Here is a 17,745-nt window from a genome sequence, read left to right as displayed (position 1 = left end):
CGGCACGAACTGATGAGAACATCCCTGAGGCGATTATCTATCTAAGGGAGCTGTCCCTGCCTGGGCCGTTTGGGAAACCTTAAGGTCCAGATCACACGGTGCCCACCTGACGTCCTGGCGTCAGAGGATATTCCGGGAAACGACCCATGGTGGTTCCGCCAACATTTTTCAGGAAGAATTGTGCAACCAGATTTTGACAAGCAGTCGCAGCGGATGGAATTCCGCGATAAGCGTGACCGGTTTGTAGACTCCCTGTTGCCGCAGGATCATGCGCTGGCCTTCTCCAAAATACCAAGCCCTTTGGTCCGATATCTTTTGCCTGGCAAAATCGTAGCTGGTTACATCGCCATGGGATCTGAGGTAGATCCTGCGGCATTGTTGACCCAGGCGCATCAAATGGGTTGCGACATCGCCCTTCCCCACGTCACGAGCAAGACCGCGCCGATGCGTTTCCTGCGTTGGACGCCCGGTGATGATCTGGTGCTCGGCCCCTTCGGATTGCAACAACCTGCCGAACATGCCCCGTTATGCACGCCAGACCTCATTCTAACGCCCTTAGTGGCCTTTGATGACCGGTTGATGCGGCTTGGACAGGGCGCAGGGCATTATGACCGCGCCTTGAGCTTGCTAGACCACGCCGTCGCCATTGGCCTTGCATGGTCCGTTCAACATGCGCCGGTGCTTGCATCGGACATTTGGGATATGCCACTTGACGCTATACTCACTGAAAAATCTTGGATAACTTTATGACGACACCACTTAAACAACCCACTTGGCGGAAACCTGCGGGAATGCTCGCGATATTGCTGATTATCTTGATCTGGTCGGGAATCATCGTCAGCGCATCCGATTTTATCGGGGCGCAGAACATCGCTATCCAGAGCGTTATCTATCTGGTCGCAGGTACTATCTGGATAGCGCCAATGCGACCACTGATGATCTGGATGGAGACGGGATCGTTCCGCGCACCACCTCAAGTCTAAAAACTTGAAAGAAGTGGCGCGAGTGACGGGGCTCGAACCCGCGACCTCCGGCGTGACAGGCCGGCGCTCTAACCAACTGAGCTACACCCGCTAACTTGCGGTTGGGGCGCACTATAAGCGGCGCAAGATTCTGTCAACGCCATTTGTCATAAAAGGGCATATTCCGCGACATAACCCTTCCCCATTTTGGGGCACGCAACACATGATTGATCCAATAATGTCGCCTAGACGCCTCTTGGAAGGCTCGTAGAGCGCGCGCATAGGCGTTGGTTCGGCGCAAGCAACGATGATCGTTCTTAAGCCCCTACGCGTCGCGCAAGTGCTCCTGCAGCCTCTCCGGTCCCGATTGATTTTAAACGGGCGCTCTACCGGGTGCCCCAGCCGCTTTCGGCATTAGTCGGCGAATAACAAAACGGGCGTCTCAATCAGTTTTTTAAGCGCCTGAACATAATTGGCGGCATCCCAACCATCAACGACGCGGTGGTCGCAGCTGATCGACAGGTTCATCAACTTGCGAGCTTCGATAGTGTCGCCAACAAACATGGGGCGTTCGACAATTTTGTTCGGGCCAATAATGGCCACTTCTGGACGATTGATAACGGGTGTGGTCGCAATCCCGCCGAGCGGGCCCAACGATGTAATTGTCAGCGTTGAACCCGATAGCTCCTCGCTTGTCGCCGAGCCACTGCGCGCCGCGTCGGCAAGCCGCGCAATTTCGATAGCCAATTGCCAGATATTGCGGTCTTGCGCATCGCGGATAACGGGCACCATCAGGCCAGCATCGGTCTGCGTCGCCATACCCAAATGCACAGCGCCATGACGGGTGACGACCCCTGCTTCATCATCGAACCGTGCGTTTATCATGGGGAATTTCGGGATGGTCTTGCAAATGGCGACGATCAGCATCGGCAACATCGTCAGCTTTGGCTTTGAACCGCGATTGGCGTTTAAATCCGCGCGCATCGCTTCGATGGCGGTCACGTCAATTTCCTCGACATAAGTGAAATGCGGGATGTGCCGTTTCGACGCCGCCATATTGTCGGCAATCCGGCGGCGCATTCCAATGACTTTGATAGCCTCATCCGCGCGCCGCGCTTGAATGTGCGCAGGGCGATAGCCCAACTGCGTTCCATAAGTTAAAAACGCGTCAAGATCGGCATGACGAACATGCCCGCCTGCTGCCTTGACGTCCGCCAAGTCGACCCCAAGGTCTTTGGCGCGCTGGCGAACGGCGGGCGATGCCGTGACCTTGTCGACGGCGGCCATGGCAGGTTGCTTGGCTGTCGGGGCAACGGGTGGTAAGGTAACCTCTGCCATAGTGACAGGCTCCGGCGCGTGCGGATTTTCATCCGCTACTACGGCCAATATCGGTTCTTTTGCTGTCGCTGCCGCTACAGTCTCGATGCTGGCATCGCCAGCGACCTCAATTTCCACAAGCATCGCGCCAATAGCAATCACATCGCCAGCGTCGCCCGCAACCTTAATGACAACGCCCGAAACCGGGCTTTCCATTTCAACCGTCGCTTTGTCAGTCATCATGTCGGCCAAAGGCTGATCTTCGGTAATGATGTCCCCAACCTTTACATGCCAAGCGACGATTTCGGCCTCTGCAATGCCTTCACCAATGTCCGGCAGATTGAATGTAAATTTCGGCATCGCTTCAGTCCTTCATGATCTTGTCAAAGGCGCGGGCAAGGCGCACGGGTCCGGGGAAATAGGCCCATTCAAGGCTGTGGGGATATGGCGTATCAAAACCCGTGACGCGTTCAACCGGTGCCTCAAGATGATAGAAGCAACGCTCTTGCACTTGCGCGGCCAGTTCCGCGCCAAACCCGCTTGTTCGCGTCGCTTCATGCACCACCATGCAGCGACCTGTTTTCTTAACAGATGCTTCGATGGTTTCTATATCCAGCGGCAGCAATGTTCGCAGATCTATGATTTCCGCGTCAATACCATGTTCGGCCACGACAGCCTTCACAACGTGGACCATAGTGCCATAGGTCAAAACGGTCACCGCCGCACCTTCCCGCACAACCGCAGCCTTGCCCAGATCAATGCGATAATAGCCTTGCGGAACGTCACTGCCTTCATGCTTTGACCATGGCTCAACGGGGCGGTCATAATAGCCGGTGAACGGGCCATTATAGATGCGCTTGGGTTCGAAAAACACAACAGGATCATTGTCTTCAATGGCCGCAATCAAAAGGCCCTTGGCATCATAAGGGGTGGCTGGAATGACGGTCTTAATCCCGCAGACATGGGTGAACATGCTCTCCGGGCTTTGGCTATGCGTCTGGCCGCCAAAGATGCCGCCACCAAAAGGCGAACGCACCGTCATAGGGCAAATGAAATCATTGGCCGAACGGTAGCGCAAGCGCGCCGCCTCACTGACCAATTGGTCAAGACCGGGATAGATATAATCGGCAAATTGGATTTCCGGCACGGGGCGAAGGCCATAGGCCGCCATGCCGACGCCAACGCCAATGATGCCGCATTCGCTAATCGGGGTATCGAACACACGTGTTTTGCCATGCTTGGCTTGCAACCCCGCCGTCGCGCGGAACACGCCGCCAAAATAGCCAACATCCTCGCCCATGATGACGACGTCGGGGTCTTTGGCGAGCATGATATCCAACGCGCTGTTAATCGCCTCAATCATGTTCATGGTTTTTGTGGCAGGCTTTAGCATCAACGCGCCTCCCAATCAGGGCCAAATTTATCCTCTTGTTCCTCTAACATTTGCGCGCATTGCTCTTTCAAATGCCATGGCATTTCTTCGAACACATCCTCGAACATCGTCTCGAACGGATGATGCAAGCCATGGCCCAATATGCCATTTTGTTCGGCTTCTTTTTGAATAGCCTTCACATATTCGGAGAGTTCGACAAGCAGCGCCTCATGCTGTGCATCGCTCCACGCGCCGATAGTGATAAGGTGGTCCTTCAACCGCGTGACGGGGTCGCCCAACGGCCACAACTTATACTCCTCTGCCGCCCGATAAGCGCCGGGGTCGTCCGAGGTGGAATGCCCCTCGCCGCGATATGTGAAATATTCAATCAGCGTTGGCCCGCCATTGGTCCGTGCGCGGTTCGCCGCCCATTGCATCGCCGCGTACACCGCCAGCGGGTCATTGCCGTCAACGCGCAAGCCAGCTATGCCATAACCGATGGCGCGCGCGGCGAAGGTCGTCCGCTCGCTTCCGGCAAAACCGGAAAAGGACGAAATCGCCCATTGGTTGTTCACAACCTGAAAAACAACTGGCGCGTTGTAGACAGCGGCAAAGGTCAGGGCGTTATGAAAATCCCCCTCCGCCGTTGATCCGTCACCGCACCAAACCGCTGAAATACGGGTATCTCCGCGCGAAGCAGATGCCATCGCCCAACCAACGGCCTGCGGATATTGCGTGGTCAGATTGCCCGATATGCTGAAAAAACCGTAATCCTTGGCTGAATACATAATCGGCAATTGGCGGCCCTTCAGCCGGTCGCCACGGTTGGAATAAATCTGGTTCATCATATCGACGAGCGGATAATCGCGGGTGATCAATATGCCCTGCTGGCGATAGCTTGGGAAACACATGTCGTCAAAATGCAGCGCCATTGTCGTTGCAACCGACGTCGCCTCCTCGCCAAAGGACTTCATGTAGAAGCTCGTTTTGCCCTGCCGCTGTGCCCGAAACATACGATCATCAAAAGCACGCAAAAGCAGCATTCTTCGCAACATGACCTTTAGAGTAGCGACATCAAGTCCGGGGTTCCAACTGCCCGATGCCACATGGTCATCGCCCAAAACACGGACAAGGCCATAGGCCAAAGGATGAATATCGGCCGGCATCACATGTTCGTCTGGGCGCGGATGGGCATCGACCGCTGGCACAATGATATCGCTAAAGTCGGCGACATCACCGGGACGGAATTTGGGTTCGGGGATATGCAGATGCAGCGGCGCGAGATTGTCTTTCGTAGATTGCACCATGTCCATCTCCGCCCAAAACCACCTGAACGACTCAGGCAGTTTATTATCCATGCTTGTTATAATATTTCAAACATGACTTTAGGTCAATATAGCTGACCTAAATAGAGCTTATACCGCGACGGGCGCGGAAATATGGGCCTGCGGATGATAATCGACAACTTCGAAATCTTCGATGCGGAAGTCGAAAATGCTGTCCGGTGTACGCAGCAGATGTAGCTTGGGGGCGCCCGAAGGTGTCCGCGACAATTGTTCTTCGACCAATGGCGCATGGTTAAGATATACATGCACATCCCCGCCCTGCCAGATCAGTTCACCCGCTTGATATCCACATACCGCCGCGAGCATACGCGTCAGCAACGCCGCCGAAAACGCATTAAAGGCAAAGCCAAGCCCCAAATCGCATGAGCGTTGGAATAAGATGCAGCTCAAAACGCCATCTGCGACATGAAATTGGTAGGTTTTATGGCATGGCGGCAGTGCCATTTGATCCAGTTCCGCAACATTCCAGCCTTCAATGATGTGTCGGCGCGAACCCGGATTCTTTTTCAGGCTTTCGACCAACAGGCTGACCTGATCAATGCCCTTTTCCGCTCGGCGGAATAGTCCGTTCTCTGCGGCTTCGTAACGTGGCCAATTCACCCATTGCGCCCCATAAACAGGGCCAAGGTCCCCCCATTTTTCGGCGAAATCGGCATCCTGTATGATGCGTTGTTCAAAATCATCTTGCGAAATGGCGATGCCCGTTTCGCGACGATAGCGGTCCAGCGGCCAATCGGTCCATATCTTGACCTTCTGCTCCAGCAATGGCCGGATATTCGTGTTTCCCGTCAGGAACCACAGCATTTCGCGCGCGGCTGTCTTCCAATAGACCCGCTTTGTTGTCAGCAAGGGAATCGCATCATCGGCGAGCGAAAAACGCATAGTTGCGCCGAACAGTGCCTTCGTCCCAACGCCCGTCCGATCGCGCTGAACTGTGCCATTTTCCCAGATGCGGCGCATCAGCGACAGATATTGGTCTTCATAATGTAGCTTATTGTGCATGCGCTATCGCTAAGCGCCGGACAATATTTTTGCAACCTTGCCAATATGCACTTTTGGGATCTGGAAATGCCAACACCGTTGGCGAACGGCATGGACCACAGAAAACTGTGACAATCATGTGCCGGAACACATGCAAACGCCTGTCCTCGGACAATATACGGTGGCCATGATGCCCTTATCCTAATGTGTGCAAACCCCGGGCTCGACAATGCGAGCTGTTAGGTTTGCCATTCCAGTGGGCGACCCTAGAATGGTGAAACTGATTCCTACCTTGGGTAGTAATCACCAACTGCAATCGATTGGCAAGAATGTTAAACAATTTTTACCATTATTATTCAGAAGTATAACACTTGTATTAGATTAAAAGTTATATTATGATTATGTTGGCGAGTTCAAAAATGCAGACATAAAAATGCAGACATCCGGTCAAATGCTAAATCGATTACCTACGGCCATTATTTTATGGGCGTGGCCTATCTTACGCATATTGCTATGTAGCATCGCATTTTTAGCTTTATCGGCATCTTCGGCTGATCTCATTTTTACCACGTCACTGCAATTTTACTTTTACGCTTGCCTTGGCTGGACTGCCGTAACGACAATGCTGGCTGTTAGCGGCCAACTGCTGCAAACACGGATGCTCCGCGCGTGTGTTGTCGGCGACGCGGTGTTGATCCTCTGTGCCATTATACTGCTTCGGGGGGTCGAGATGGCGACGATACCCTTTACGGCCTTTGCGGTGTGCGTTGGTGTGATTGCGATAACAATCGAGCTGAAAGGTAAACATTTACTGGCCGCTTTTGCTATTGGCGTGGGTGTGTTTCTGCTGCGTTACCTTGTTGTGCAGCTTTCTGGGGCTCCCCTACCTACGATTATTGCCGGGTCGAAGCTATCAGAAGCCATATCCCAAGTGATGTTGCTCCTGGCGATGGGCATGGTCATGATATCGGCAAGCCGGAAATACCGCTTAAAGCTTTTCAGCATACAGTTTTCGTCTCTGCACACCCTCTCCCTTGAAAAATCGTTTAAGTTTGACCTGCAAGCGTTGACAAATGCCTCCGCATTTTTGTTTGGGCCGCAACGGGCTGCTTGTCTGGTGCAAATACCGTCGCATTATGCGACAGGCCAATATCATCATTGCAATCTCCCGATTTTGCAGAAGGAGCAAGAACGTGAAGAGCTGATGAACGCGCTGCACAATTTACCGATTGGTTACAGTCTTTTTGACACACAGCTTAACCGCGTGATCTTACCCGATACCGGGCGTTATCGGCCCTTTGATGAAAATGAGCAGCGCATTGCGCATGTGCTCCGTCGCGCTGACATCAGATCAGCCTTGGTTCAACACCTGCAGATTGACCATATGCGCGGTGGGTTTATCTGCGCCATAAACAACCACATTGATGCCGTAATAATTGCAGAGGCTTCGTTCGTCGGTCGTCATGTGACAGAAATGGCCGAATATTTAGGAAAAGTCGCGACCGCTCAACGCAATTTTATAGCAGATGCGCATGATGTGGCGCGCCGCGATCTACACGACGGCGTTTTACAAACACTTGCCGCATTGCGGATGCGGTTATTGCTCCTGACGAAGCGCGAGGATGTGACCCAACACCCCGTTGAACTGGAGATTAGGAAAGCGGTTGATATTATAACCTTGGAACAAATTCGCCTTCGCGGTTTTTTGGAACGCAACGAGACGGCCGATTATACCGTTAATCTGGTGTCCCAGATAGATATGTGTGTCCGAACCATTTCCTTGCAATGGGGTATTGAAGTAAAGCTAGCATCGGAAGAGCCCGCCATACCGGTCGATACGGAATCGGCATTCAATATTGAGCATTTATTACGCGAGGTGATTACGAATGCTGTTCGCCATGCCAAAAGCAAATCCTTGACAGTTGCACTATCGCTCAAGCAAGATGCGCTCATGATGGCGGTTATTGATTTAAACCAACCGCTTGAGGAGCCGCAGGTTGATAAAAAGCCTGCATTAACATTGAAATCAGCTTCATTGCGCGAACGATTAAGACTTGTGAACGGTGAGGCATATGTGGAGGGGCTTGGGAAAGGAGCGTTGTTATCGATCCGTATTCCTATGCAGCAGATAGAGAATGACTAGCATTCTTGTAGTAGACGACCATCCCTTCTTCTTACATGGCTTCAGCCAATATTTAGAAAACAGCTGCGACTTCACGGTTGATACGGCCCTGTCTGTAGATGAGGCGATTGCCAAGTTGGATACTGCGCGACCTGATCTTGCGATGCTTGATGTTACGATGCATGGCGGTGGCGGACTGCGGGTCTTGCGGCATATGCGCTTACATTATCCGGATATTCCCGCGATGTTCCTGACGGTCCATCTCGACCCTGAGCAGACCATTGAGGCCATGCGTCTTGGCGTCAAAGGCATAGCTTTAAAAGATAGCGATCCTGAAGTCATTATTAATGGCATGAACACCATATTAGCCGGCGGCAAGTGGTTCGAGCGTGGTGTTACCGAGCCAGCATTGCAATATTCCGTTGATAAACCGAGCCGGGGCATCCGTTCTGATGATCTTTTGACCAAGAGAGAGATGGAGATTGTTGAGCTTGTGTGTTTAGGATTACGCAACCGCCAAATTGCAGATCGATGCGCATTGACCGAAGGCACGGTTAAAATCCACCTCAACAGTGTATTCCGAAAACTTGGTGTTGCCTCTCGTGCGGAATTGATCGTGAAACGCGAAGGCATGCGTTCTGGGCAGAATTGACCTTTTACGTCTGACCCTAAGGCAAATTGGCAAATAGGACGGGCCAGTAAGCAAAAGCGGCGGTGATCACACCGCTCACCAGCGTCCGTTTGCAACCCCTGCTTGCGCAACTCTCGAATGCCAAAAGTGCCACGACCAATGCCATGTCTGTCGCCAAAAACGGGCTTTCATCAATACAATCGATTATTCTAACAAATCAATCTCATTGGGTTCCCAGCAAAATCATCATTATGACGTCAATAACCTCAGGAAAATCCAAGGTACATTAGGAGAGTCTTCACGCCATGAAAATACGCAACATCCTCACTGTCGCCTTGCTGGCCGCCACATCATCGATGGCACTCACCACCGCAGCAGTTGCCGAAACCGCAGAGACAAAAACCGAGTGGTGGCCAAAGACAGTTGACCTTACCGCCTTGCGCCAGAATGAAGCGCGCGCAAATCCCTATGGCGACGGTTTTAACTATGCCGCTGAATTTGCCTCGCTCGACCTTGACGCCGTAAAGGCTGACATCCGCAAGGCACTGACCACGTCACAGCCTTGGTGGCCAGCGGATTATGGGCATTATGGCCCATTCTTCATCCGTATGGCATGGCACAGCGCGGGTACATATCGCACGGGCGACGGACGCGGTGGATCAGATGGCGGTGAACTCCGGTTTGAGCCGTTGAACTCGTGGCCTGATAACGCCAATTTGGACAAGGCACGTCGCCTCGTATGGCCTATCAAGCAGAAATATGGCCGCAAGCTCTCATGGGGTGACCTCATGGTTCTGACGGGCAATGTTGCCATGGAAGATATGGGCTTCAAAACTCTCGGCTTTGCAGGCGGTCGCGTGGATTCATGGCAGCCTGACCTTGTCTTCTGGGGTCCTGAAGCCGAACTTTTGGCTGACCGCCGCCGTGACGCCAAGGGCAATATCAAAGGACCATTGGCCGCATCGCAAATGGGCCTGATCTACGTTAACCCAGAGGGTCCTAACGGTGTTCCCGACCCACTTGCCGCAGCCGCCGAAATCCGTCGCGCCTTCAGTTCTATGGCGATGAACGATGCCGAAACCGCTGCCCTCATCGCCGGCGGTCACACCTTTGGTAAAGCGCATGGCGCACGCAAGCCAGAAGCGTGCGTTGCCGGTGATCCTGGCGTGTCCCCTATCGAACAACAGGGCCTTGGCTGGAAAAACAAATGTGGCAAAGGCCACTCGGAAGACACAATTACCAGCGGATTGGAAGGCGCATGGACGTCAAACCCAATCGCCTTCACCACCCAATATTTGGATAATCTGTACAATTTCGAATGGGTAAAAACCAAAAGCCCTGCAGGAGCCACTCAGTGGATCCCAAGTGACCCAGCCGCCGCCAATATGGTACCCGATGCGTTTCGTGCGGACGTGCGTCACGCGCCCATCATGTTCACCACCGATATCGCAATGCGTGAAGACCCCGGCTTCCGGAAAATCACGCAGCGTTGGCAGAAAAATCCGCAGGAATTTGCAGACGCCTTTGCGCAAGCTTGGTTCAAGCTGACCCATCGCGACATGGGTCCACAGGCCCGTTATTTGGGTAAAGATGCACCAAAGGTCACGTTGACGTGGCAGGATCCACTCCCAACCGCAAACTACGCGCCGGTCACTATGACCGATATTGGTCAGTTGAAGTCCAATATATTGGCAAGCGGCCTGACGACGGCAGAACTGGTGCGGACAGCATGGGCTTCGGCGTCTTCGTTCCGTGCGACAGATATGCGCGGCGGGGCGAACGGGGCGCGCCTGCGGCTTGCACCGCAAAAGGATTGGGCTATCAATGATCCCGCTGAAGTAGCAAAGGTCATTGCCAAGCTTGAAACCGTGCGCACAGCGTTCAACAAGAGCGCCGCTGGTGGCAAGCAAGTGAGCCTTGCCGATCTGATCGTGCTCGGTGGAAACGCAGCTATTGAACAGGCTGCGAAGGCCGCTGGGCAGGACATCACCGTTCCGTTCAACGCAGGACGTGTGGATGCAACGCAGAGCCAGACGGACGTAGCATCCTTCAACCAGCTTCAGCCAAAGGCCGACGGTTTCCGCAATTACTTTGCCTCCGACGCCTTTTATGGGCCGACCGAAGCACTGATCGACAAAGCGGACTTGCTTGGGCTTACCGTCGCTGAAACAACCGTATTGGTTGGAGGTATGCGTGTATTGGGTGCAAATGCCGGTGGTTTAACCGCGGGTGTCTTCACCAATAAGCCCGGGACATTGACCAACGACTTCTTCACCAATTTGCTGTCGATGGATACTGTTTGGGCTAAGTCCGCAACCAACGCAGGCTTGTATGAAGGCAAGGATCGGGCGACCGGAGCCGCGAAATGGACCGCAACGCCAGTCGATCTAGTGTTTGGTTCCAATGCCGAATTGCGGGCCGTCGCCGAAGTCTACGCTTCGGATGACGCGAAGCAGAAGTTCGTGACCGACTTTGTCGCGGCATGGAACAAGATAATGAACGCAGATCGTTTCCAGTAAACACGGAAAAAGGCGGCGGCGGGTCATTCCGCCGCCGTCCATTCATTCCACCATTTGAGTAATATTGTGCCCTTCATGCTGCGCCTGTCTGGATCTGTCTTCTGCGTTGCCATGGCGCTGATGGTAACGTCCATTGGCCCTGCCTCAGCGCAAAAGGCGCGGCCCGCTGCTTTTGCCCAATGCGCCGGATGCCACGCGACAGAATCTGGCAAAAACCTCTTCGGGCCAAGTCTTGCGGGTGTCGGCGGCAGAAGGGCCGGTTCGCTTGCAGGCTATGCCTATAGCCCTGCCCTGAAGGCGTCTGGTTTGACATGGAATGCAAAGACCCTCGACCGCTGGCTCACTTCGCCCAAAAAGACCGTGCCGGGCACCAAAATGCCTTTCAATGGAATACAGGATCCTAAATCGCGCGAACAAGTCATTGCATATTTGCTGACGCTATAATGCGGCCGAGTTTTGTTTTCGTTGCTTGCTATTCGCAACCCTTGTTTAACACCGCATCTGAACGTTAAATGTGATAGGCAGCGTACCGCGCTGCGGTTAAGGAATTGGTTCGCGCAAGGGCAAGGAGGCCGCTGATCTTTGATTGAAAATTGGCGGAGAGATAGGGATTCGAACCCTAGGTACCGTCACCGGCACGCCGCATTTCGAGTGCGGTGCTTTCGACCACTCAGCCATCTCTCCGCAATTCATAAGGACTGGTCATTGCCGAAAAAACAGCGCATCCCCATGACAGAGCGGGGCCATTAACTGAAGTTTTTCGCTTTGCCAAGCCACAAGGTTGATTTGCACGCCAGAAGATATGATATTGTAACCATGAATGAACAAACACTCTCTCCAGACATTGTGGAAACGGCGTTTTCCATCGGTGATGTCGTGCGCCACCGCATATTTGATTTTCGCGGCGTGGTGTTCGACATTGACCCTGTTTTTGCCAATAGCGAGGAATGGTATCAATCGATACCGGAGCAGGTACGGCCGTCAAAAGACCAGCCATTTTACCATCTGTTCGCCGAAAATGCCGAGAGCAGCTATATCGCTTATGTGAGCCAGCAGAATTTACTTGCCGACCATCAGCAAGGTCCAATCAACCACCCCGGTATTAATGCGGTCTTTGAAGGTTGGAATGGCGACCAGTATCAATTGAAGCGGCGCATGCGTCAGTAGACCTTGCAGGCAGAATGACCGCCTGTGGCGCCCCTTTGCTTTCGATCTCTTTGCCATTTTGATGCCGCGAAGGTGCTTTTTATGCGTTCACGGCCTAGTTTGGGTCCCCAAGAATCCAGTCGACGCCTGCGTCAGCATGAATTTCGGTGCTGTCATAAATAGGTAGGACATTGGCTTTGGTGTCGACCAGCATGCTTAACTCGGTACAACCCAGCACAACCGCTTTGATGCCTTCTTGATCAATTTCGGTGATGATCGTTTTCAACGTCCGTTCGGAATCGCGTTTGATCACGCCGTGCATCAGTTCGTCGTAAATGATGCGTTCTAGATCTTTCACATCATCCATTTCGGCGGGCAACAAGGAAACACCATGCTTAACTAGGCGCTGACGATACCAGCTTTCCGCCATGACATTTGCGGTACCCAGCAAAGCAGCAGATGAAACGGCATCGGCCTTCATTTTTGCACCAACCGCATCGGCAATGTGGATGAACGGGATCGAAACAGACCCTGCCACCGCATCAAACACTTTATGCATGCTGTTGGCGCAAATGAGCAAGGCGGTGGCGCCAGCTTGTTCCAGACGGCGCGCTGACGCGATTAGCACATCTGCAACATGCGCCCAGTCTTCCGGTGTACTGGCCTTGCCAACGTCACAGAAATTGAGGCTCTCGATCAGCAACGGTGCATTGCATGTACCATTTGTACGCCGCAGGACCTGAGTATTGATACGCGCATAATATGTTTCGGTGGAATACCAGCTTAACCCACCGATCAGTCCGAGTTTACGCATGTTCAACTTCCCCCGACAGCAGTCGTCCCAGCAAAGGCTGGGCACACGCATGCCTGTCAATTATACCGCAAGCCATGCTGCCCTCCAGATTCCGCTGGAGCGATGCGTGGTACATTCTGGCTTAGTGCTGCAATGCTTTGACAATGTCCTCACACATCTTCTTCGCATCGGCGAGAAGCATCATCGTTTGATCCATGTAGAACACGTCATTGTCGACGCCCGCATAGCCAACGCCGCCCATGGAACGCTTGATGAAGAACACGGTCTTTGCTTTGTCGACATCAAAAACAGGCATCCCGTAAATCGGCGATGTCTTGTCAGTTTTTGCGGCTGGATTGACCACGTCATTGGCGCCAATGATGAAGGCAACGTCCGTTTGCGCAAATTCGCTGTTAATGTCCTCAAGCTCAAACACCTCATCATAAGGCACCTGCGCTTCGGCCAGCAAAACATTCATATGGCCTGGCATCCGCCCCGCGACAGGGTGAATGGCGTATTTTACGCTGACGCCCTGCTTTTTCAGAACATCGGCCATTTCGCGCAAAATATGCTGCGCTTGCGCAACCGCCATGCCGTAGCCAGGAACGATGATAACGCTCTCCGCCTGCTGCATCATATAGGCGGCATCTTCGGCTGAGCCACGCTTCCATGGGCGCTGCTCTTTGGCTGGGCCGCCCGTGGCGGCTGCCTCGGCACCAAAGCCGCCCGCGATAACGCTGATGAAGCTGCGGTTCATGGCTTTGCACATGATGTAGGACAGGATCGCGCCTGACGAGCCCACCAATGCGCCGGTGATGATCATCGCCGTGTTATGCAGCGTAAAGCCCATGGCAGCGGCGGCCCAACCGGAATAGCTGTTCAGCATCGATACCACGACGGGCATGTCCGCGCCGCCGATGGGAATGATCAGCAAGAAGCCAATGAGGAAAGCCAGCGCGGTAACGGTCCAGAAAATCCAAGGGCTTTGGTCAACAGTGAAGTAGCCTATAAGGCCAAGGATCGCCGCCAAAGTGGTCAAGTTGATGACATGGCGCAACGGCAAGAGGATAGGTGCACCCGACATTTTGCCCGCCAGCTTAAGAAACGCGATGACTGACCCTGAAAAGGTGATCGCACCAATGGCGATACCCAAGCCCATTTCAACGCGGCTGACGGGGTTTATCAGACCATCTGCGTCGACAATGCCAAAGGCAACAGGGTTGAGGAAGGCGGCGGCAGCAACGAGCACTGCGGCCATACCCACCAAAGAGTGGAATGCAGCGACAAGCTGCGGCATGTCCGTCATGGCAATCTTGCGTGCCGTAACCCAACCAATGCCGCCGCCAATGGCGATTGCACCCAGAATTTCAGGCAAGGACGCAACTTCATGCGTGACCAAAGTCGTAACCACGGCAATCAACATACCGGCCATGCCGAAGCGGTTACCGCGTTGCGATGTTGCCGGCGACGATAGTCCGCGCAGCGCCGATATGAAGAATACGCCCGAAATCAAATAAGCGAGCATAACCCAAGCGGGAGGAGCAACATGTTCCAACTTAACGCTCCTTTTTCTTGTACATCGCCAGCATGCGGGCCGTGACCGCAAAGCCGCCAAAGATATTGACGCTAGCCAAGGCAACCGCAATTAGGCCAAGCCACTTAGCAGTCGTTGATCCGTCTGCCGCCGCAGCGATCAACGCACCGACGATGATGACTGAGGAAATCGCGTTCGTCACCGCCATCAACGGCGTGTGCAGCGCAGGTGTTACTGACCAGACGACATAATAGCCCACAAAACAGGCCATCACGAAGATGGATAAAATTGAAATAAAGTCCATTATAAGTGAGCTCCAGTAAATCCTCCCCCATTGGGGGAGGTGGCAGCCCGAAGGGCTGACGGTGGGGGTCTATCGGTACAAAGGCGCCCGATGGCATCAGCAGCATTTTCAACGTCGCGCAAAACATCGGCGGCAGGGACACGAATAACTTCAATGCCCAAGGCGCGGAGCTTTGCGTCCCGACTGGCATCACGTTCGGGGCGATTGCCCATGTCGTGGGCGATGCCATCAACTTCGATGGCTATGCCCTTTTGGACGCAGTAGAAATCCAACACGAAATTTTCGATCGGGTGCTGCTTGCGGAACTTCAAGCCCATCGGCTTGCCTTTTAGCAAACGCCACAGCAAAACTTCCGGCAGAGTCATCTCGCCGCGTAATTTGCGAGCGAGTATCAGAGCTTCTGGGGTGTGGTCTTCCATTTCAGGCCCCCTCCGTCAGCGCTTCGCGCTGCCACCGCCCCCAGAAGGGGAGGATTTTGTTCCTAGCCAGACCTATGCCTATCACCTAGCTAACTCCCCCAACTGGGCCACTACCGTCGAGCAGGGCGGACTCAGCCTCGTTAAACGCGTCGGCCGCCTTTTCGCGCATCGCCATGTCTTTACTGACTGAATATCCAAACATCACAACCACAGTCAATATTATCCACCAGCGATGGCGAGATACAGCTTCCCGGACGTCACCTTGCATCACGACATAAGCCGTTCATTCACGACCTTGCCATCTTTGGTCAGGCGAATTGCTGCGGTAATTTCGTCGTCATCAGGCAAAACCGGCATACCAGCTTCCTTGTCCCAAAAAGCGGACAGGAAATTGAACAGGTTGCGCGCATAGAGCGCCGATGCGTCCGCCGCCAAATGTGCTGGCGTGTTGCTGTAACCGACAATCTTAACGCCATGTTTGATGACGATCTCATCTGCCTTCGACCCTTCGACATTGCCGCCTTGCGCAACGGCAAGGTCGAAAATGACGGAGCCTGGCTTCATGCTTGCGATTTGCGCGTCGGACACCAGACGCGGTGCCGGACGGCCCGGAATCAACGCCGTTGTAATGACGATGTCCTGCTTGGCGATATGCGCGGAGACCAATTCGGCTTGCGCTGTTTTATATTCGTCCGACATTTCGGTTGCGTAACCGCCAGCGCCCTCGCCTTCGATACCGGCGACATTCTCAACGAAGATCGCTTTTGCACCCAAGGATTCAATCTGTTCCTTCGTGGCGGAACGCACGTCTGTAGCCGAAACCTGCGCGCCCAAACGACGCGCTGTAGCAATGGCTTGTAGCCCGGCAACGCCCACACCCATGATGAAAGCCTTTGCGGCACTGACCGTACCAGCAGCAGTCATCATCATTGGAAAGGCGCGGCCATAGACCGACGCCGCCTCAATAACAGCTTTGTAGCCGGAAAGGTTCGACTGCGACGACAATATATCCATCGACTGTGCACGCGTGATGCGCGGCATGAATTCCATCGCCAGCGCCTCTACGCCAGCCTTAGCATAGGCATCCACCCGTGCCCGCTGGCCAAAGGGGTCAAGCCCCGCCACAAGCCAAGCGCCGGACTTCATACCCTTCAACGCCTTAGGGTCTGGTCCTTGAACACCCAGAACAATGTCTGCGTCTTTAAGCACCGATGACAGATTTCCAACGGAAGCACCGGCATTTGCATAATCGCTATCACCAATGGACGCCCCTGCGCCTGCTTCATTCTCGACTGAAACCGTCGCGCCAAGCGCGATGAATTTCTTGACGGTTTCAGGTGATGCGGAAACGCGCGTTTCGCCTTGGGTGGTTTCCCTCAGGACAGCAATTTTCACCATTTAGGCCGCGCGACTTGCGATGATCAAAACCACAATAGCGGTTACAATCGCGCTAACAATTGTGCCCCATTTGAAAAATGTGACGAAACCCGCATAGGTTTCCTTTGCGGGTCCAAGGTCATGATCGTTTGTCAAAACAGCCTCCGAGTAAAACAATGTTACGCCACCGCCTTAACTGGTGATTTTCCAATGCTCAAGCACGATGAACAAAGAAAATATCATGACTGCTTAATTAGCTCTTTACCTATTTGCGGTACCACCCCCAGTTGGAGGATCCGCATAGCAGCCGGACATGACTGCAAATGGGTGACAGAGTTTACGTTAAAAACGTCTCTACCTTGGGATTAGCGACGCCGCTTAGGGTCAGGACCACTTAAATCCACCTTCGTGGCTTTCAGTGTTCCTGCCCCTAAGTGCTTTTGCCAAGCAAAGCTTGCGTCATCCAAAAACCTACCAGCGAGGCAGAGCCTGTCAGAAATGTGCCCCAAATGATGTCGAGGATGGTAACTTTCATGCTCCACACTTTTAACGTGGCATAATTGGTCAAATCATAGGTCATATAGCAGAAAAAGCCCAACAAAGCGCCCCAAATAAGCGCAGTCTGCCACTTGCCGGTCAATAACGCTGGCCCGACCGCAAAGATCATCATGCCCAAAATATACAGCAGGTAAAAAATAATGGCCGGCCCCAAACGGAAACCATTCTTCATCATCATTTCGCCAATCTCGGGCTGATACAGCCGCGTGTACATGGTCCGCAGCCAGACACTGTCTATGACCGCAAACGCGATGCCAGTTGCAATGTACCCAATGATATATTTCATTAGCATTTTTTCACTCCTCTTGAAGGCGTGAAGTTGCCCGCTATTGGGCATCGGGTCAAGGCAGCCAATTGGCTGTAG

At 53.4% G+C, this 17,745-nt stretch carries 18 protein-coding genes and 2 tRNA genes; 7 read left to right on the top strand and 13 right to left on the bottom strand.

What is annotated here, in order from left to right; translation table 11 throughout:
* Positions 1–180 precede the first annotated feature (180 nt).
* Positions 181–750 carry a 5-formyltetrahydrofolate cyclo-ligase gene (locus Q0O07_RS06640; protein WP_295491819.1) on the top strand — a complete coding sequence of 190 codons (570 nt, stop codon included), beginning with the start codon at positions 181–183 and terminating at the stop codon, positions 748–750.
* Positions 747–983 carry a DUF2842 domain-containing protein gene (locus tag Q0O07_RS06635; protein WP_295491817.1) on the top strand — a complete coding sequence of 79 codons (237 nt, stop codon included), beginning with the start codon at positions 747–749 and terminating at the stop codon, positions 981–983. Before Q0O07_RS06640 ends, Q0O07_RS06635 begins: the two co-directional genes overlap by 4 nt.
* Before the next feature lie 14 nt (positions 984–997).
* Here Q0O07_RS06635 and Q0O07_RS06630 read toward each other — a convergent pair.
* The 5 genes from Q0O07_RS06630 to thyA form a co-directional block, all read right to left on the bottom strand.
* A tRNA-Asp gene (locus tag Q0O07_RS06630) sits at positions 998–1,074 on the bottom strand.
* Between the two features lie 302 nt (positions 1,075–1,376).
* Positions 1,377–2,639: a dihydrolipoamide acetyltransferase family protein gene (locus tag Q0O07_RS06625; RefSeq protein ID WP_295491815.1), complete on the bottom strand. Its 1,263-nt coding sequence runs from the start codon at positions 2,637–2,639 to the stop codon at positions 1,377–1,379.
* 4 nt (positions 2,640–2,643) lie between these two features.
* Positions 2,644–3,672 carry an alpha-ketoacid dehydrogenase subunit beta gene (locus Q0O07_RS06620; RefSeq protein ID WP_295491813.1) on the bottom strand — a complete coding sequence of 343 codons (1,029 nt, stop codon included), beginning with the start codon at positions 3,670–3,672 and terminating at the stop codon, positions 2,644–2,646.
* Entirely contained in the window at positions 3,672–4,958 is a 1,287-nt protein-coding gene (locus tag Q0O07_RS06615; protein WP_295491811.1) for a thiamine pyrophosphate-dependent enzyme, read from the bottom strand. The genes Q0O07_RS06620 and Q0O07_RS06615 overlap by 1 nt, the downstream gene beginning before the upstream one ends.
* 108 nt (positions 4,959–5,066) lie before the next feature.
* Positions 5,067–5,999, bottom strand: coding sequence for a thymidylate synthase (thyA, locus tag Q0O07_RS06610; protein ID WP_295491809.1), 933 nt, complete (start codon positions 5,997–5,999; stop codon positions 5,067–5,069).
* Between the two features lie 412 nt (positions 6,000–6,411).
* Between thyA and Q0O07_RS06605 the strand changes: the two genes are divergently transcribed.
* The 4 genes from Q0O07_RS06605 (at position 6,412) to Q0O07_RS06590 (ending at position 11,694) form a co-directional block, all read left to right on the top strand.
* Complete coding sequence (locus Q0O07_RS06605; RefSeq protein WP_295491807.1) at positions 6,412–8,121, top strand: hypothetical protein; 1,710 nt, start codon at positions 6,412–6,414, stop codon at positions 8,119–8,121.
* Positions 8,114–8,752 (top strand): response regulator transcription factor, encoded by a 639-nt coding sequence (locus tag Q0O07_RS06600; protein WP_295491805.1) that lies wholly within the window; start codon positions 8,114–8,116, stop codon positions 8,750–8,752. The genes Q0O07_RS06605 and Q0O07_RS06600 overlap by 8 nt, the downstream gene beginning before the upstream one ends.
* Positions 8,753–9,036: 284 nt before the next feature.
* Positions 9,037–11,250, top strand: coding sequence for a catalase/peroxidase HPI (katG, locus tag Q0O07_RS06595; RefSeq protein WP_295491803.1), 2,214 nt, complete (start codon positions 9,037–9,039; stop codon positions 11,248–11,250).
* 54 nt (positions 11,251–11,304) lie between these two features.
* On the top strand, positions 11,305–11,694 hold the full coding sequence (locus tag Q0O07_RS06590) for a c-type cytochrome (protein WP_295491801.1): 390 nt from the start codon (positions 11,305–11,307) through the stop codon (positions 11,692–11,694).
* A 150-nt stretch (positions 11,695–11,844) separates the two neighbouring features.
* Here the strand turns inward: Q0O07_RS06590 and Q0O07_RS06585 are convergent.
* Positions 11,845–11,934 (bottom strand) — tRNA-Ser (locus Q0O07_RS06585).
* A 132-nt stretch (positions 11,935–12,066) separates the two neighbouring features.
* Here Q0O07_RS06585 and hspQ point away from each other — a divergent pair.
* Positions 12,067–12,417 (top strand): heat shock protein HspQ, encoded by a 351-nt coding sequence (hspQ, locus tag Q0O07_RS06580; protein WP_295491799.1) that lies wholly within the window; start codon positions 12,067–12,069, stop codon positions 12,415–12,417.
* A 94-nt stretch (positions 12,418–12,511) separates the two neighbouring features.
* Here hspQ and Q0O07_RS06575 read toward each other — a convergent pair whose 3' ends face one another.
* From Q0O07_RS06575 to Q0O07_RS06545, 7 genes are all read right to left on the bottom strand, one after another.
* On the bottom strand, positions 12,512–13,210 hold the full coding sequence (locus Q0O07_RS06575) for an aspartate/glutamate racemase family protein (protein WP_295491797.1): 699 nt from the start codon (positions 13,208–13,210) through the stop codon (positions 12,512–12,514).
* A 121-nt stretch (positions 13,211–13,331) separates the two neighbouring features.
* Positions 13,332–14,714, bottom strand: coding sequence for an NAD(P)(+) transhydrogenase (Re/Si-specific) subunit beta (locus tag Q0O07_RS06570; RefSeq protein ID WP_295491836.1), 1,383 nt, complete (start codon positions 14,712–14,714; stop codon positions 13,332–13,334).
* A gap of 31 nt (positions 14,715–14,745) precedes the next feature.
* On the bottom strand, positions 14,746–15,027 hold the full coding sequence (locus Q0O07_RS06565) for an NAD(P) transhydrogenase subunit alpha (RefSeq protein WP_295444945.1): 282 nt from the start codon (positions 15,025–15,027) through the stop codon (positions 14,746–14,748).
* On the bottom strand, positions 15,027–15,446 hold the full coding sequence (locus Q0O07_RS06560; RefSeq protein ID WP_295491795.1) for an endonuclease domain-containing protein: 420 nt from the start codon (positions 15,444–15,446) through the stop codon (positions 15,027–15,029). The genes Q0O07_RS06565 and Q0O07_RS06560 overlap by 1 nt, the downstream gene beginning before the upstream one ends.
* Before the next feature lie 267 nt (positions 15,447–15,713).
* Positions 15,714–16,841, bottom strand: a complete 1,128-nt coding sequence (locus Q0O07_RS06555; protein WP_295491834.1) for a Re/Si-specific NAD(P)(+) transhydrogenase subunit alpha — start codon at positions 16,839–16,841, stop codon at positions 15,714–15,716.
* 3 nt (positions 16,842–16,844) lie between these two features.
* Positions 16,845–16,979 (bottom strand): hypothetical protein, encoded by a 135-nt coding sequence (locus tag Q0O07_RS06550; protein WP_295491793.1) that lies wholly within the window; start codon positions 16,977–16,979, stop codon positions 16,845–16,847.
* Between the two features lie 274 nt (positions 16,980–17,253).
* A complete protein-coding gene (locus Q0O07_RS06545) occupies positions 17,254–17,667 on the bottom strand; it encodes a DUF2177 family protein (RefSeq protein ID WP_295491791.1) in 414 nt (137 codons plus the stop codon).
* Between the last annotated feature and the right edge of the window lie 78 nt (positions 17,668–17,745).

Origin of the sequence: Sphingorhabdus sp. EL138, assembly GCF_945890115.1 — a bacterium.
Taxonomy (GTDB): domain Bacteria; phylum Pseudomonadota; class Alphaproteobacteria; order Sphingomonadales; family Sphingomonadaceae; genus Sphingorhabdus_B.
This window is presented reverse-complemented; position numbering and strand designations above follow the sequence as displayed.

Bases quoted from the DNA above. Each gene is read 5' to 3' on its own strand.
- Q0O07_RS06620 (WP_295491813.1), bottom strand. From the start codon at position 3,672: ATGCTAAAGCCTGCCACAAAAACCATGAACATGATTGAGGCGATTAAC.
- katG (WP_295491803.1), top strand. From the start codon at position 9,037: ATGAAAATACGCAACATCCTCACTGTCGCCTTGCTGGCCGCCACATCA.
- Q0O07_RS06635 (WP_295491817.1), top strand. From the start codon at position 747: ATGACGACACCACTTAAACAACCCACTTGGCGGAAACCTGCGGGAATG.
- thyA (WP_295491809.1), bottom strand. From the start codon at position 5,999: ATGCACAATAAGCTACATTATGAAGACCAATATCTGTCGCTGATGCGC.
- Q0O07_RS06600 (WP_295491805.1), top strand. From the start codon at position 8,114: ATGACTAGCATTCTTGTAGTAGACGACCATCCCTTCTTCTTACATGGC.
- Q0O07_RS06560 (WP_295491795.1), bottom strand. From the start codon at position 15,446: ATGGAAGACCACACCCCAGAAGCTCTGATACTCGCTCGCAAATTACGC.
- Q0O07_RS06575 (WP_295491797.1), bottom strand. From the start codon at position 13,210: ATGCGTAAACTCGGACTGATCGGTGGGTTAAGCTGGTATTCCACCGAA.
- Q0O07_RS06565 (WP_295444945.1), bottom strand. From the start codon at position 15,027: ATGGACTTTATTTCAATTTTATCCATCTTCGTGATGGCCTGTTTTGTG.
- Q0O07_RS06605 (WP_295491807.1), top strand. From the start codon at position 6,412: ATGCAGACATCCGGTCAAATGCTAAATCGATTACCTACGGCCATTATT.
- Q0O07_RS06570 (WP_295491836.1), bottom strand. From the start codon at position 14,714: ATGCTCGCTTATTTGATTTCGGGCGTATTCTTCATATCGGCGCTGCGC.
- hspQ (WP_295491799.1), top strand. From the start codon at position 12,067: ATGAATGAACAAACACTCTCTCCAGACATTGTGGAAACGGCGTTTTCC.
- Q0O07_RS06625 (WP_295491815.1), bottom strand. From the start codon at position 2,639: ATGCCGAAATTTACATTCAATCTGCCGGACATTGGTGAAGGCATTGCA.
- Q0O07_RS06545 (WP_295491791.1), bottom strand. From the start codon at position 17,667: ATGAAATATATCATTGGGTACATTGCAACTGGCATCGCGTTTGCGGTC.
- Q0O07_RS06615 (WP_295491811.1), bottom strand. From the start codon at position 4,958: ATGGTGCAATCTACGAAAGACAATCTCGCGCCGCTGCATCTGCATATC.